The 15,483-nt window shown below is 55.1% G+C and carries 11 protein-coding genes; 7 read left to right on the top strand and 4 right to left on the bottom strand.

The features are described from left to right. Nucleotides 1-22 precede the first annotated feature (22 nt). The gene (locus ACM67E_RS01730; protein ID WP_416191928.1) at nt 23-748 is read right to left on the bottom strand and encodes a 16S rRNA (uracil(1498)-N(3))-methyltransferase; all 726 of its coding nucleotides are present in this window, start codon (nt 746-748) and stop codon (nt 23-25) included. A gap of 119 nt (nt 749-867) precedes the next feature. Here ACM67E_RS01730 and ACM67E_RS01725 point away from each other — a divergent pair, with 119 nt between their 5' ends. From ACM67E_RS01725 to ACM67E_RS01710, 4 genes are all read left to right on the top strand, one after another. After that, nucleotides 868-1,659, top strand: a complete 792-nt coding sequence (locus ACM67E_RS01725; RefSeq protein WP_416191927.1) for an inositol monophosphatase family protein — start codon at nt 868-870, stop codon at nt 1,657-1,659. 390 nt (nt 1,660-2,049) lie between these two features. Next, nucleotides 2,050-2,490 carry a universal stress protein gene (locus ACM67E_RS01720; protein ID WP_416191926.1) on the top strand — a complete coding sequence of 147 codons (441 nt, stop codon included), beginning with the start codon at nt 2,050-2,052 and terminating at the stop codon, nt 2,488-2,490. Nucleotides 2,491-2,707: 217 nt separating this feature from the next. Then, nucleotides 2,708-3,142 carry a universal stress protein gene (locus ACM67E_RS01715; RefSeq protein WP_416191925.1) on the top strand — a complete coding sequence of 145 codons (435 nt, stop codon included), beginning with the start codon at nt 2,708-2,710 and terminating at the stop codon, nt 3,140-3,142. Nucleotides 3,143-3,345: 203 nt separating this feature from the next. Next, entirely contained in the window at nt 3,346-4,887 is a 1,542-nt protein-coding gene (locus tag ACM67E_RS01710; protein ID WP_416192713.1) for an AbgT family transporter, read from the top strand. Nucleotides 4,888-5,199: 312 nt separating this feature from the next. Here ACM67E_RS01710 and ACM67E_RS01705 read toward each other — a convergent pair whose 3' ends face one another. The 3 genes from ACM67E_RS01705 to ACM67E_RS01695 form a co-directional block, all read right to left on the bottom strand. Next, nucleotides 5,200-6,345 (bottom strand): 5-methyltetrahydropteroyltriglutamate--homocysteine S-methyltransferase, encoded by a 1,146-nt coding sequence (locus ACM67E_RS01705; protein WP_416191924.1) that lies wholly within the window; start codon nt 6,343-6,345, stop codon nt 5,200-5,202. A 160-nt stretch (nt 6,346-6,505) separates the two neighbouring features. Continuing rightward, nucleotides 6,506-8,191: an FAD-dependent oxidoreductase gene (locus tag ACM67E_RS01700; protein WP_416191923.1), complete on the bottom strand. Its 1,686-nt coding sequence runs from the start codon at nt 8,189-8,191 to the stop codon at nt 6,506-6,508. A 432-nt stretch (nt 8,192-8,623) separates the two neighbouring features. Then, complete coding sequence (locus ACM67E_RS01695; RefSeq protein WP_416191922.1) at nt 8,624-9,415, bottom strand: shikimate dehydrogenase family protein; 792 nt, start codon at nt 9,413-9,415, stop codon at nt 8,624-8,626. A gap of 248 nt (nt 9,416-9,663) precedes the next feature. On the opposite strand from ACM67E_RS01695, the gene parC reads away from it, so the two are divergent. The 3 genes from parC (at nt 9,664) to ACM67E_RS01680 (ending at nt 15,380) form a co-directional block, all read left to right on the top strand. After that, nucleotides 9,664-11,967 (top strand): DNA topoisomerase IV subunit A, encoded by a 2,304-nt coding sequence (gene parC / locus ACM67E_RS01690; protein ID WP_416191921.1) that lies wholly within the window; start codon nt 9,664-9,666, stop codon nt 11,965-11,967. A gap of 232 nt (nt 11,968-12,199) precedes the next feature. After that, a complete protein-coding gene (locus tag ACM67E_RS01685) occupies nt 12,200-13,780 on the top strand; it encodes an ATP-binding protein (RefSeq protein ID WP_416191920.1) in 1,581 nt (526 codons plus the stop codon). Continuing rightward, a complete protein-coding gene (locus tag ACM67E_RS01680; protein WP_416191919.1) occupies nt 13,773-15,380 on the top strand; it encodes a sigma-54-dependent transcriptional regulator in 1,608 nt (535 codons plus the stop codon). Before ACM67E_RS01685 ends, ACM67E_RS01680 begins: the two co-directional genes overlap by 8 nt. Nucleotides 15,381-15,483: the final 103 nt, after the last annotated feature.

Genomic DNA, 15,483 nt, shown 5'->3' with positions numbered 1-15,483 from the left:
CAAGTGCCCCTACAACCAATGTTCAAACAAAATCCCCCCACAGCGTCTGCATCGCCGCAATCGCCGCCAGCGAAGCGGTTTCGGTGCGCAGCACGCGTGGGCCGAGGGTGACGGATTGGAAACCGGCGGCAAAGGCCTGTTCTTCTTCCGCCGCGCTCCAGCCTCCTTCGGGGCCGACCATGAAAATCAGGCCGTCTGAAGACGGTTGGATTTGGTTCAGTTTTTGTGCGCGGTTCAGGCTCAATAATAATTTGGTTTTTTCAGACGGCATGTTGTTTAAGGCCGTCTGAAAAGACACCAGCGGCAATACTTTCGGTACGGTATTGCGCCCGCTTTGTTCGCACGCGGAAATGACGATTTCCTGCCAGCGTCCGACTTTTTTTTCGGCACGCTCGCCCTGAAGCCGTACGGTGGTGCGCTCGCTGATGACGGGTTGGATTTCGCTCACGCCCAGTTCGACGCTTTTTTGCAGGGTAAAATCCATGCGTTCGCCGCTGGAGACGGATTGAATCAGGGTAATCTTCAGCGGCGATTCATTGTTGCCATTCTCTTCGCGCAACACTTCGGCGCGGGCGCGGCGTTTTTCCAAATCAAGCAGTCGGGCAGGATAGGCATGGCCGTTGCCGTTGAACAAGACGATTTCTTCGCCGGTTTTGAGACGCAAAACATTCAGATGGCGCACAATATTATCAGGCAACTCAATGGTTTGGCCTGTAAGGAGCGGTTGGGCAAGATAAAAGCGGGACATAGTTTTCGGGGTTGTTAACGTATATAATGTCAGGCAGACGCAAGCGTCGGACGGATCGACAATGCCGCCAACGCGGCAAACCGTATTTTAAGCGACCTGCGCATATTTAAGGACAAAAATTGTTACACCGATTGCAAAAACTGGTTCGCCATGTCGCCCAAACGGAAGTCATGCCGCGCTTTCTCAACACGCCGTCGAGCCGTAAAGACGACGGCTCTATGCTCAGCGAAGCGGATTTGGCGGCGCAAGCCGCATTGGCCGCTGCTTTGCCACTGATTATCGACAGCCCGATGATGGGCGAAGAAATGGCGGTTCAGGAACAAATCCGTTTGTGGAACGCGTATTCGGAAAGCGGGCTGTGGGTGGTCGACCCCATCGACGGTACCAATAATTTCATCAACGGCCTCCCGCACTTTGCCATTTCCGTGGCCTATATCCGGAACGGACGCACTCAGCTGGGCGTGATTTACAATCCGGTCAGCGGCGAATGTTTTTATGCCGAACGCGGCAGCGGGGCATTTTTAAACGGCACGCGCCTGCCCTTGCGCCTGACGGAAAAACGCTTGAACGAATCCATCGCCGGTGTCGAAATCAAATACCTGCGTTCGGGCAAACTTTCCAGCCGCATGAATACGCTCGCCCCGTTCGGCACCATCCGCAGCATGGGCAGCAGCACGCTCGACTGGTGCTACCTGGCCTGCGGCCGCTATGACGTGTATGTTCACGGCGGGCAGAAATTATGGGACTATGCCGCCGGTGCGCTGATTTTCGAAGAAGCAGGCGGCTGTCTGGATACTTTGGAGGGCGATGCGTTTTGGAGCGGCGAACATATTTTCAAACGCTCGGTCATCGCCGCGCTTGAGCCGAATCTGTTTGAAAAATGGCTCAAATGGATTCGGCAAAACCAATAAGACCTTTTATCCGGTTTAGTTTTCGCTCAATCCGCACAATTTACTAAAATTATTTCACTTCTTAACAGCATTTAATACTACAAACCGTAAAATAAGCCCTGCTGATTCACACCGCTCTTTTATCCCTTTTGGGCGGTGCAGCAAGTAAGACGTTTTCCCGCAATGTATTGGCCATTCATACTTCTCCCTTGGTATGAATGGTTTTTTTTGTCTTTTTTTTTGGCCATTTTGCTGCTTCAGGATACGCTATTTACATGATAAGTCTTTGAAATCAATATCAACATGAAAATAAGTGTAAAGAATCTGTTATCCAGCCGGCTGCCGGCGATATACTCAAATCGGCACCATTACTCTTTTCACAGTCCGACAACCACCGAAGGAGGCAATACCATGTTAAACGAATACCGCAACATTCTTGTCGCCGTTGACGGCTCGCCGCAGGCGGAAAAAGCTTTTCACAAAGCCGCAGCCATTGCCGTATCCAATCATTCGCGCTTGGTGATTGCGCACATTCTCGACCAGTCGCTGATGCAGCACGCTTCTCTGCTGACTCAAAATTTTCATGACAAACTCGAAACGGAAGCGCAAAAATTATTGGAAGGTTATGCTCTTCATGCCCGTGACAGCGGTGTGGATGACGTCGCCATCCTGATTGAAACCGGCAATCCCAAGCAGCTTTTGTCGGAGGACATTCCTCAACGCGAAAACATTGATCTGATTGTATTGGGTGCCACCGGTCTGAATGCTTTGGAGCGTATGCTGGTCGGTTCGTCTTCTTCCTATATCGTCCAAAATGCCGAAGTGGATGTATTGGTCGTGCGCACGGAATAAGCCTGCCGCATCTTCACAACACCTTGCCGCACCTGAATCTCAGGTGCGGTTTTCTATAAGCAAGGCATCATGATTTTTCAGACGGCATCAGGCTGAAAACACAGGTTGGCAGCGTAACCGTCCCGATTTAGATTTAAATCAATAAGAGGCCGTCTGAATCTGATTATGATAAAACAAGCGGTTGCCCGTATGTTCACGTTTACCAAGGAGACGACACATGAACGCATACAAACACATTCTGGTCGGTATCGACGGTTCGCCCCAAGCGGAAGCGGCATTAGCGAAAGCTGCTGCCATCGCCCGCAGCAACGGAGCGCGGCTCATCATTGTGCACATCGTGGAAGAAATCAAATCCTACCGCGCGGTGGCGTTTGACGACGGCACGCAAATCCGGTTTCAGGATCAGGCGCAGGAATTGGTAAACGGCTATGCCAAACGCTGCGTCGAATCCGGCTGCAAAGACGTGGTCTGCATCGTTGAAAAAGGCAACCCGAAAGCCCTGCTCGCCCTCGATATTCCCCAACGCGAAAAAGTCGATTTGATTGTCACCGGTGCCACAGGCTTAAACGCGTTCGAACGCTTGATGATCGGTTCCTGCGCCGGCTACATCATCGAACATGCGAAAGCCGATGTATTGGTCGTGCGGAATTGACCCGGCACATACAGGCCGTCTGAAACACTTACCGAATCAAGATTCGGGGAAATGCGTTTCAGACGGCCTTCGCTTATACCCGAAAGACACGCGTTAATAACTTCCTGATATTTAGCGGTTTACACCATTTCACATACAATAGGCAGTCTGTTTACTTCATCAGAGGAATTTCTATGACGCAAGCGAGCAAACCTTAGACGGGCATCAACCGTTTTCTCAACATTGTCGAGCGTTTGGGCAACATCCTGCCCAATCCGGTAGTGTTGTTTTTGGCTTTGATTATCGCGCTGCTGCTGTTGTCCGCTGTCGGCGCGTATTTTGACGTCAGCGTGATTGACCCGCGTCCCGAAGGAACGAAAGGACGTGCGGAAGACGGCATGATTCGGGTGGTCAGCCTGCTGAACGGCGAAGGTTTGGCTAGAATCGTCACCCATTTGGTCAGCAATTTCACCGGCTTCGCGCCTTTGGGCACGGCATTGGTGGCCTTGCTCGGCGTGGGCGTGGCGGAAAAATCCGGCCTGATTTCATCGGCCATGCGCGCCATCGTGCTGAATGCGCCGAAACGCTTGGTGACTTTGGCGGTGGTATTTGCCGGCGTGATGTCGAATATCGCGGCGGAGTTGGGCTATGTGGTGATTATCCCCTTGGCCGCGATGGTGTTCTACTCGCTCGGCCGCCATCCTTTGGCCGGTATCGCCGCCGCGTTTTCCGGCGTATCGGGCGGTTACAGTGCGAATTTATTAATCGGCACGGTGGATCCGGTTTTGTCCGGCATTACCCAAGCCTCCGCACAACTGATTGCACCGGACTATACGGTCGGTGCGCAGGCCAACTGGTATTTTATGGCGGCAAGCACTTTTCTGATTTCCGGCCTCGGTTTTCTGATTACCGATAAATTAATCGAACCGCGTTTGGGCGCATACGACAAATCCGAAGGCGACGGCAGCGCGGAAGGCATGAGCATCGAACGTTTGAACGCGCAGGAGAAAAAAGGTTTATGGGCAGCATTTGCCACCGTTTTGGTGCTGGCTGGCCTGATTGCCGCCGTCAGTCTGCCCGAAGGTGCGCCGCTGCGCAATCCGGAAACGGGCGAATTGATGAATTCGCCGCTGATGTCGGGTATTGTGGCTTTGATTTTCGTGTTCTTCGCCCTTTCCGGCTTGGTTTATGGCAAAGTGGCGGGGACGCTGAAAACCAGTTCCGACGTGGTGGACGGCATGGTCAGCTCCATGCGCTCGATGGCGATTTACCTGACACTGATTTTCTTCGTGTCGCAATTCGTCGCCTACTTCGGCTGGAGCAACTTGGGGCCGATTCTGGCGGTAAAAGGCTCGGAATTCTTAAAAGAAATCGGCTTGAGCGGCGGCCTGCTGTTTGTCTTCTTCGTCATCATCTGCGGCCTGATCAACCTGATGATTGCCTCGTCTTCGGCACAATGGGCAGTAACCGCACCCATTTTCGTGCCGATGCTGATGCTGGCGGGCTACGCGCCGGAAATGATTCAGGCGGCCTACCGTATCGGCGATTCGGTCACCAACATCATCACACCGATGATGCCGTTCTTCAGCCTGACCTTGGCCATCGCCATCCGCTACAAAAAAGACGCAGGCGTGGGTACTTTGGTTTCGCTGATGCTGCCCTACTCGATTGCCTTTGCCGTCGGCTGGATGCTTTTGTTCTACGTGTGGGTGTTCGTATTGGGCTGGCCGGTCGGTCCGGGTTCGGCAACGTATTACCAGCCTTGAGGTTTGAGATTTAATTGACAAGGCCGTCTGAAAAAAATCGTAGGTACGGTTAGCCGCCTCAAGCGGCGTAACCGTACGTAACCCTATGAGAACATGTCATGCCGTCTGAAAAAGTTTTAAAAAAACAAATTTCAGACGGCGTTGTCATTTTTATAAAATTTGCAAACACGCATACGGTTACGCCGCTTGGGCGGCTAACCGTACCTGCACTTTCTGACCCGGCAAATACCCACGGAAACACAAAAAGGCCGTCTGAACCTTTTACGTTCAGACGGCCTTTCCTTAGCTCAATAATCTTTCACGATACCGAGATTATTTGCTGCCCCACACTTCATCGACGATGCTGCGGATCAGCGCCAATTTTTTCCATTGATCTTCTTCGGTCAGCTCGTTGCCTTCTTCGGTGGAGGCAAAACCGCATTGCGGGCTGAGGCACAATTGGTTGATGTCGACATATTGCGCGGCTTCTTTGATGCGCTCGATGATTTCTTCTCTGGCTTCCAGTTCGCCGGATTTCGAGGTAATCAAACCCAACACAACCTGCTGGTTTTTAATGAAACGCAGCGGTTTGAAATCGCCGGCGCGATCGCTGTCGTATTCCAGGAAGAAGCCGTCGACATTACAGCCGCCGAACAGAATTTCCGCCACCGGTTCGTAACCGCCGCTGGAGAACCAGGTCGAGCGGAAATTGCCGCGGCAGATGTGCATGGTCACGGCCATGTCTTGCGGCAGGGCGGCGCGGATGTCGTTCAGCACTTTCACATATTTGCGCGCGATGTCGTCCACGTCCAAACCTTGTGCGGCATATTTGGCGCGTTTTTCTTCCGAGCAGAATTCGCCCCAAGAAGTGTCGTCCAACTGCAAAATACGGCAGCCTTCGGCATACAGCGCGTTACCCGCGTCAATGTAGGCTTGGGTAATGTCGGCGAACAAAAGGTCTTCGTTGCCCTGATAGCGTTCGATTAACTGCGGATTCGGCGTGCGCACACAGGTAATCAGGTGCAGCATGCTCGGCGACGGAATAGTGAATTTCACCGGATAATCACCCACTTCGGCTTTCAGGGCTTTGAAATGGTTGATGAACGGATGCACTTTCGGGAATTCGATTTTGTCGGTGATTTTCAGCGTAATCGGACGCATATGGGTTTGGAATTGTGTGCTGTATTCTTCGGCTTCCACCAGTTCCACGCCCAACAGTTCGAACAAAAAGTCCAAGTGCCACCAAGTGCGGCGGAACTCGCCGTCGGTCACGTTCGGCAGGCCGACGGCTTTTTCCTTGGCCACCAATTGGCTCACTTCAGCGTGTTCCACTTGGTGTAGCTCTTCAACCGAGCAATCGCCGCACGCACATTTGCTGCGGGCTTTTTTCAAGGCTTCGGGGCGCAGGAAGCTGCCGACGATGTCGAAACGGAAAGGGGCGCGGTCGCGCAAAGTCGCATTCGGAAAAAGCGTGCTCATGATAATCCTTTTTAGGTAACGGTATGACTAAACGGTTCAGTATAACAGAATCCGTATTTTTCAGACGGCCTGCAAGGTAAAGGCCGTCTGAAAAATCGGCATATTGAAATGAATCGTTTTCATATAAACCAACGAATGCCCTCAAGGCCGACCTGCACGCTTACAGCTTTCCGGCCAAATGTTTGGCAATACGCCAGCCGAACACCATGCCCGGGCCGATGGTGGTGCCGGGGCCGGGGTAAGTGCCTTTGAAGATGGACGCCAAATCGTTGCCGCAGGCATACAAACCTTCGATGGCTTGGCTGTTTTCGTGCAGCACTTGGCCGACGGTATTGCACGCCAGTCCCAAGCTGCCCGCCAAATCGGCCGGCTTGACCGTCAGCGCGTACACCGCGCCTTGGGTAATAAACGGGCGCAGACACGGGTTGGGCTGCACGTTCGCATCGCCGTTGAAACGGTTCATCTTGCTGCTGCCGCGTCCGAAATCGCTGTCTTCGCCCGTGGCGGCCAGTTCGTTGTAACGCGCTACCGTCGCTTCGAGCGTGTCGGGATTGATGTCCAACATCGCGGCCAAATCGCGCAGATTGGCGGCTTTTTTCAGATAACCGCGTTGCAGATAGTGCTGCAAGGATTTGCCGCCCGGCATGATGAAGCCCAAGCCGTATTTGTTCACAAACGCATCATCGACAATCAGATAAGCCGGCAGCACCGCTGCGCCCTGCTCTTGGCTGCGGCGGATTTGCGCGCTGGAAAAATCGTGGTAGGAATTGCTTTCGTTGACAAAGCGTTTGCCGTCGGGCAACACCGCCAGCAAGCCCGGTTTGGCGCGGTCGAGAATGATGTGCGGCCACATCGCTTGGTAGCCGTCGTCGAGCTTGTTGTAGGAAGTCGGGAACCACAAAGCCGGATTTTCCTGATTGGCCAAGGCCGCACCGACGGCGGTACCGGCCTGAATGCCGTCGCCCGTGTTGCTTTCGGGGGCGTAAGAATCGGGCGTACCTTTGGGAAAAAACCGTTCGCGCAAGGCTTGGTTATGGCCGACGCCGCCTGTCGCCAAGACCACGCCTTTTCGTGCGCGGATTTCGGTTTCCACGCCGTTTTGTTTCACCACCGCACCGACGACCCTGCCCGCTTCCAACGTCAGGCGCACCAGCGGCGATTCGAACCACACCGGCACTTGGTGCTTCATCAGGCTGTAATACAGCCGCCCCACCAGCGCATTGCCCATCACCAGACGCGTGCCGCGCTTGAATTTCAGACGGTCTTTGAAATACGGCAGCACCACTTTCATCGTGGTTTTGAAATTGTCCGCGCTTTTGAACGGATTGAGCAGCGCATCCAATTCGCTGCGGTTGACCATCATACCGCCCAAACCCATAAACTCGCGGCGCGGCGGCAGCACACGGTCGAAATCTTTGCCCAACACTGCCGCTTCGAACGGCACGGGCGCAAGCGCGCGGCCGCCGTAGGCTTCGCCCGGCAGGTTGCCGATATAGTCGGGGTGTGCTGTGGCGGCAACGAATTTCACGTCGGTGTGTTCGTCCAATTCCTTAATCATCTCGGGACCGGATTGCAGAAACGCCTCGCGCAAATCGTCTCCGCCGCGACCGGCGCAGACATGGCTTAAAAACGTGCGTGCATCATCAACCTTATCCGGCACACCGGCCTTGTCGCTCAAATGCGTACCCGGCACCCACGTCGTGCCGCCCGAAGTCGCGGTAATGCCGCCCACATACGGTGCTTTTTCACACAATAAAACATCCAAACCTTCGCGCTTGGCCGTCAGCGCAGCGGTCATACCGGCCGCACCGCCGCCGATAACCAATACATCTACTTGTTTTACCATGATTTATTCTCCGATTTGAATTGGGTTTTCAGACGGCCTGTGCAGCCGCCAAACGCGCAGACATTATCCGTGCGCAATAATGTACAAAGCAGACTCAGGCCGTCTGAAAGGGTTTTTCTGAATGTTCGGACGGCACCGCATTGCTCGAAAACAAAGGTTCCAAACGGCGGGCAGCGAGTGCCCCCTGCCGCAAATATCTATTTGAACTCGGTTTTCAGACGGCCTTTACCGCCGCAAGATGTGAAATATTGCCCGTGCAGAATCCTGTACACAAACGGTTAAGGCCGTCTGAAAGCCGTTCTTCCGAATTTTTCAGACGGCGTTGCCTGCTCTTTCAAACCGTAGGCAACGCGTGCCTGCCTACCGAAAACGGATAAATCAGGCCGCATAATATTTTCAGACGGCCTGTTCCGACAAAAGGCCGTCTGAAACTTATTTTTCCAGCAAAAAATCCACCATCAAATCGCGCACACTTTCAAACATGTCCATGCCGGTAGATGTGCGGCAGCCGGCTTGTTGCGCGCGGGCAATCCATGCGGTCAGCGCAGGCGTGGTTACTACGTCGCCGACGAACATGTCCGCGGTCAGCTTGTCGCCGTCAAACGGCAGCGGATCGCCCTCGCTCATCCCCATCGGCGTGGCGTTGACGACAATGTCAAAACCCGTCGGGTCGGTGGTTCCGGCATAGACTTTGCCCAAACCCAAGCCGTTTAGCCGCTCAATCAGACCGTCGCGGCGTGCTTGGTCGGTTTCGACAATGGCCAACTCGCTCACGCCCGCCGTCAAAATCGCGTACGCAATCGCCGTGCCTGCGCCGCCCGCACCGGCCAAAACCGCTTTTTTGCCCTGCAATTGCGCGCCGTTGCGCTGCAAAGCCTCGACCTGCGCCTGACCGTCGAACATATCGCCCAGCCATTTGCCGCCGTCGCGCCGCACGCAGTTGGTGGTATGCAGGAAACGCGCCGCGTCGGACAAGTCGTCGCACAAATCGGCAAACGCGATTTTGTGCGGCACGGTAATCATCAGGCCGTCGACGTTTTTCATTTTTTTGATGCCTTCGAAAAACGCGGCCAAATCCTCGGGTGCAACGTGCGCCGGGATGCACACCGCATTCAAACCTTTGTTTTGAAACGCTTCCGTGACCAGACTCGGGGATTTCACCTGCGCAATCGGGTCGCCGATGACATAATAAATCCGGGTCGAACCGTTTAACTGGACCTCCATAAAATCTCCTTTGACAAAATGTAGTTTTATGTAGTCGAAAAAAGTCTAGCGTAACTTTGGAAGGCAAACCAGTTCATATTGTGCATAGGTGAAATCACAAAACCGTGAATACTGGCGTAAGGCCGTCTGAAAACCCTGCGTCTTTTCAGACGGCCTGAAGCCTTAAACAGAGGTTTTCAAATCCAAGCAGGAAATGCCGTTTTGCTTTACAATACGCCGGTTAAATTTTACTGATTCCCATCGCAGCAATGAACGAGCAGACTCCCGTTTCCCCTATCCAGTCCGACCACCTGATTCTCGGCCGCTACGCCGAACGCGCCTATCTCGAATACGCCATGAGCGTGGTCAAGGGGCGTGCGCTGCCGGAGGTTTCAGACGGCCAGAAGCCCGTGCAGCGGCGCATTCTGTATGCGATGCGCGATATGGGGCTGACGCACGGGGCGAAGCCGGTGAAGTCGGCGCGCGTGGTCGGCGAGATTTTGGGCAAATACCATCCGCACGGCGACAGTTCGGCCTATGAAGCGATGGTGCGCATGGCGCAGGATTTCACGCTGCGCTATCCGCTGATCGACGGCATCGGCAACTTCGGTTCGCGCGACGGCGACGGTGCGGCGGCGATGCGTTATACCGAGGCGCGGCTCACGCCGATTGCAGAGCTTTTGCTCTCTGAAATCAATCAGGGAACGGTGGATTTCGTGCCGAACTACGACGGCGCGTTTGAAGAACCGGTTCACCTGCCCGCGCGGCTGCCGATGGTGCTGCTCAACGGCGCGAGCGGCATTGCGGTGGGCATGGCGACGGAAATTCCGTCGCACAATCTGAACGAAGTGACCCAAGCCGCAATTGCGCTGTTGAAAAAGCCGTCGCTGGAAACCGCCGATTTGATGGCCTACATTCCCGCGCCCGATTTTGCGGGCGGTGGCCAGATTATCACGCCGGCCGCGGATTTGCGGCAGATGTACGAAACGGGCAAAGGCAGCGTGCGCGTGCGTGCGCGTTACGAAATCGAGAAGCTGGCGCGCGGCCAATGGCGTGTGATTGTGCACCAGCTTCCGCCCGGCACGAGCGCGCAGAAAATTCTGGCGGAAATCGAAGAGCAGACCAATCCGAAGCCGAAAGCGGGCAAGAAGCAGCTCAACCAAGACCAGTTGAACACGAAAAAGCTGATGCTGGATCTAATCGAAAAAGTGCGCGACGAGAGCGACGGCGAACACCCCGTGCGCTTGGTGTTCGAGCCGAAATCCAGCCGCATCGAGCCGGAAAACTTCGTCAACACGCTGATGGCGCAAACCTCGCTCGAAGGCAATGTTTCCGTAAACCTCGTGATGATGGGTCTGGACAACCGCCCCGCGCAGAAAAACCTGAAAACCATTCTGACCGAATGGCTGGAATTCCGCACGGTCACGGTCACACGCCGTCTGAAATTCCGCCTGAGCCAAGTGGAAAAACGCATCCACATTCTCGACGGGCGCATGATTGCGTTTCTGCACATCGACGAAGTCATCCGCGTGATCCGCGAAAGCGACGACCCGAAATCCGACCTGATGACCGCGTTCGGCCTGACCGAAACCCAAGCGGAAGACATTCTCGAAATCCGCCTGCGCCAGCTTGCGCGTTTGGAAGGTTTCAAACTCGAAAAAGAACTGAACGAGTTGCGCGAAGAAGAAGGCCGTCTGAAAACCCTGCTCGGCGACGAAAACGAGAAGAAAAAGCTCATCATCAAAGAGATGCAGGCCGACATGAAACAGTTCGGCGACGAACGCCGCACGCTGGTTCAGGAAGCCAGCCGCGCCACGCTCACGCAGACCACCGCCGACGAACCCGTTACCATCATCCTGTCGAACAAAGGCTGGATACGCAGCCGCGCGGGACACAACCTCGACCTGAGCCAGACCGCCTTCAAAGAAGGCGACGGCCTGAAGCAGATTATCGAAGGCCGCAGCGTGTGGCCGGTGGTGGTGCTCGACACCCTCGGCCGCACCTACACGCTCGACACCGCCGAAATTCCCGGCGGACGCGGCGACGGCGTGCCGCTCACGTCGCTCATCGAACTGCAAAACGGCGCGCAAATAGCCGCCGTGCTTACCGGCCTGCCCGAACAGCACTACCTGCTCGCAGGCAGCGGCGGCTACGGCTTCATCGCCAAACTCGGCGACATGACCGGCCGTGTGAAGGCAGGCAAAGTGGTAATGACGCTCAAAGCCGGCGAAACCGTGCTGCCGCCCGTACCCGTGTTCGCCGTATCGCTCATCAACCCCGACTGCAAAGTCGTGCTCGCCACCAGCAAACCGCGCCTGCTCGCCTTTCCCATCGGCGAACTCGAAGTCATGGCCAAAGGCCGCGGCTTACAGCTCATCAGCCTTTCAGACGGCCTCAAACTCGAACACGCCGCCGTAATGACCACTTCCGAATTCATCGTGGAAAGCACCGGCAAACGCGGTGCGGCGCATCAGGAAAAACTGCGCATCTGCGACATCGAAAACAAACGCGGCAGAAAAGGCAAGGTGCTGGAACTGTCGGGCCGGTTGGACGGGATTAAGGAAGCATCGTAAGACAGGCCGTCTGAAACCGTTGCCCGCCGGCAACCCATATCATAAATAAAGCATCTTACCCGGGCGAAAACGGCGGGTTTCATGTAAAATCATGATATTCTAGAGTAATACGGACCGCATCTTGGCCGGCCAAACGCGCCGGACAAAGCGCAAACCCGGCAGCCCGAAGGAGACTGCCCGTAATTTCTTATCAATATTTACAATGATAACAATAAATTAAGGCGTACTGATAATGACAAAATTCAGTCATCAGGAACTAGACAACCTGAACGAACGCATTCCGGGACTCATCAATGTCGCCCGCATTGTGATTGTGCTGTCGCTGTTGGTTTTCCAAGTCTTGGGGGCATACAGCGGCATCAAAATGGAACACATGGCTTTTCCGACCATCGAGTTTTACAGTTGGGCGGCTCTGTATTCCTTTTTGATTTTCCTCTCGGTTTTCCGCCCCGACTGGCAATGGCAATCCTTAGAACTGCCCAACGCCAGCGCGGTAGTCGACATCTCCATGATGATGATTTTGGTCTACATCGCCGGCGGGCTGAATTCCGGCTTTGCCATTTTGGTGCTGCCTTTCATCGCCACTTCCTGCCTGCTCAGCTACGGTCATTATCCGATGCTTTACGCAGGCTATGCCTCGCTTTTGTTTGTCATACTGCTTTTCCTGGACGGCGGCATCAGTTTCGCACCGCTGGCTTGGGAAAGCGAAACGGCCACCAAATGCATTTTGTTGATCGGCGCCAGCTATCTGGTGGCGACGCTCACGTCGTTTGCCGCCAAATATCTCGAGCAGGCCACCGAATCGGCCAACAAACACCAGCTTGCCTACCGCCGCATCAGCGGTCTGAACCGGCTGGTATTGAACCGCGTGCAGGAAGCGGTGATTGTGATCGATGCCTCCCAACGGATTTGGCTCTTCAACAAACAGGCCAAAAACTACTTTCCGAGCCTGGCCGTCGACCAGCAGGAATTCGTTTTCGGCGAATTGGTTTCGCGTTGGCAATACCAGCCCGACAAAGCCTTTGAAACCGACATCCACATTTTCCAACACGCCATGCACGTGCGCGCCGTCCCCCTGATTCAGGAAGAAACCGAGCTGCTGATGCTGTATGTGCGTTCGCTGCGCGAAGTGGCCGCCGAAGCCATGTCCACCAAGCTCACTTCGCTGGGGCAGCTTACCGCCAATCTGGCGCACGAAATCCGCAACCCGATGTCGGCCATCCGCCTCGCCAGCGATTTGCTCCAGGACGGCGAAGACACCGACCCGGTAAAAGCCAAACTTTACGGCATCATCGACAGCAACATCCAGCGCATCGACAAAATGCTGGAAGACATTTCCCTGCTCAACAAGCGCGACAGCATCAGCCGCGAGCCGATACACCTGATGAAATTCTGGCTCGGCTTCAAGCAGGAATTCACCTTGAACAATCCCGCCGCCATCGGCTGCCTGCGCATGAACATGGACGGCTCCAACCTGACGGTTTTGTCCGATTCAATGCACCTTCAGCAAATCATGTGGAATTTGTGCAACAACGCATGGCGTCACAGCCGTCAGGACGAAAACGCCATTACCGTGTTAATCCGCCCCAGCGGCCGGATGCACATTTCGATTGTGGTGGCCGACAACGGCAAAGGCGTGCCGCCCGAAGTGCGCAACCATTTGTTCGAGCCTTTTTACACCACTGAAAAACACGGCACCGGCTTAGGGTTATACGTTGCCCGCGAACTGGCGCACGCCAACTTGGGGCAGCTGCACTACCACCCCGAAATGAACGGTTTTGAACTGATTTTACCGAAGGACAGCAATGAGTAAGCTGCAAGATCCCGTTTTAGTTGTCGATGACGAAGCCGACATCCGCGACCTGATGGAAATGACCCTGATGAAAATGGGGTTGCGCGTGGAAACCGCCGAAGGCGTGGAACAGGCCAAAGACAAGCTCGACAACAACGATTATTCGCTGGTATTGACCGACATGCGTATGCCCGACGGCTCGGGTTTGGAGGTCGTGCAATACATCGACGAACTCATGCTTGACACGCCTGTCGCCGTGATTACCGCCTACGGCAATGCCGACCAAGCCGTCGAAGCCCTGAAAGCGGGCGCATTCGATTACCTGCAAAAACCGATTACCCTGTCGCAACTGCGTTCGCTGGTCAAGTCGGCGGTTTCCGTATCCGACAATGTCGAAGATACCGCCCCGCCTCCGCCGAAAGCGACGCCTGCCCCCGTCTCCGCCGCCCTGAACAAAAGCCCTGCTCCGGCCGCCGTACCGGCCAAGCCGCCTGCGCGCGATTTGAACAAACCATTCTCTGTACCCGAAGGTTTGCGCAGCATCAAAGAACGTTTCGTTGCGAGCGAAAACGCCGCCAACGATGCACCGCAATTGGGCGGCGAAGCTGATATGCCGCGTCTGCTGGGCACTTCGCCGCAGATGGTCGAAGTGCGCCACCTCATCCGCCGTCTGGCACGCAGCAACGTGCCGGTTTACATCGCCGGCGAATCCGGTACCGGTAAAGAACAGGCCGCGCGTACCATCCACGAGCTTTCCGAACGTGCAGACAAGCCCTTTATCGCCGTCAACTGTGGCGCGATTCCCGAAAACCTGATGGAAAGCGAGTTTTTCGGCTACAAAAAAGGCAGCTTTACCGGCGCCGACCAAGACCGTTTGGGCTTTTTCCAACACGCCGACGGCGGCACGCTGTTTCTCGACGAAGTGGCCGACCTGCCGCTGGCCATGCAGGTCAAACTCCTGCGTGCGATTCAGGAGAAAGCCGTGCGCCGCATCGGTGACGCCCGCGAAACCTTCGTCGACGTGCGCATCGTCTGCGCCACCCACAAAAACCTCGAAGCCCTGGTCGAAAGCGGCGCATTCCGCCAAGACTTGTTCTACCGCCTGAACGTCGTTTCGCTGAAAATGCCGCCCCTGCGCGAAATGCGCGAAGACTTGGGCGCGCTGATTCTGTATCTGCTCTACAAACACCGCCACGGCGACCAAACCTACAAGCTCAGCTCCAAAGCACAGGAAGCCCTGCTGCATTACAGCTATCCGGGCAACTTCCGCGAACTGGAAAACATACTCGAGCGCGCCGTCGCCCTGACCGTCGGCACCATCATCCAACTGGACGATTTACAGATCCACAATACCCCGGCCAATGAAACGCCAAGCGGACACCATACCCTTTCGGTAACAGACATCGCCGATTCTGTGACCGAAACTCCGCTGGAACATGCACCCTTGCCGCCGTTTGACCCACGCACCATGCAGATTCAGGATTATCTCGACCAAATCGAGCGCGACATCATCCTGCAAGCCTTGGAACAAACCCGCTACAACCGCACGCAGGCCGCCAAGCTTTTGGGCATCAGCTTCCGCTCGATGCGCTACCGGATGGAACGCTTGGACATCAACTAAACCCTTTCAGACGGCCAAGACTTTGCAAAGCGGAAAGCCGTCTGAAATATCAGGACAGAAAATAATGTAGGGTGGGCACTCGCTGCCCACGCAACCAGAATCG

Source organism: Neisseria sp. CCUG12390, assembly GCF_047837985.1.
Lineage (GTDB): Bacteria > Pseudomonadota > Gammaproteobacteria > Burkholderiales > Neisseriaceae > Neisseria.
This window is presented reverse-complemented; position numbering and strand designations above follow the sequence as displayed.

Excerpts from the sequence above, each read along its gene's own strand:
- ACM67E_RS01705 (WP_416191924.1), bottom strand. The coding sequence starts at position 6,345 with ATGAGCACGCTTTTTCCGAATGCGACTTTGCGCGACCGCGCCCCTTTC.
- parC (WP_416191921.1), top strand. The coding sequence starts at position 9,664 with ATGAACGAGCAGACTCCCGTTTCCCCTATCCAGTCCGACCACCTGATT.
- ACM67E_RS01685 (WP_416191920.1), top strand. The coding sequence starts at position 12,200 with ATGACAAAATTCAGTCATCAGGAACTAGACAACCTGAACGAACGCATT.
- ACM67E_RS01700 (WP_416191923.1), bottom strand. The coding sequence starts at position 8,191 with ATGGTAAAACAAGTAGATGTATTGGTTATCGGCGGCGGTGCGGCCGGT.
- ACM67E_RS01730 (WP_416191928.1), bottom strand. The coding sequence starts at position 748 with ATGTCCCGCTTTTATCTTGCCCAACCGCTCCTTACAGGCCAAACCATT.
- ACM67E_RS01695 (WP_416191922.1), bottom strand. The coding sequence starts at position 9,415 with ATGGAGGTCCAGTTAAACGGTTCGACCCGGATTTATTATGTCATCGGC.
- ACM67E_RS01715 (WP_416191925.1), top strand. The coding sequence starts at position 2,708 with ATGAACGCATACAAACACATTCTGGTCGGTATCGACGGTTCGCCCCAA.
- ACM67E_RS01680 (WP_416191919.1), top strand. The coding sequence starts at position 13,773 with ATGAGTAAGCTGCAAGATCCCGTTTTAGTTGTCGATGACGAAGCCGAC.
- ACM67E_RS01720 (WP_416191926.1), top strand. The coding sequence starts at position 2,050 with ATGTTAAACGAATACCGCAACATTCTTGTCGCCGTTGACGGCTCGCCG.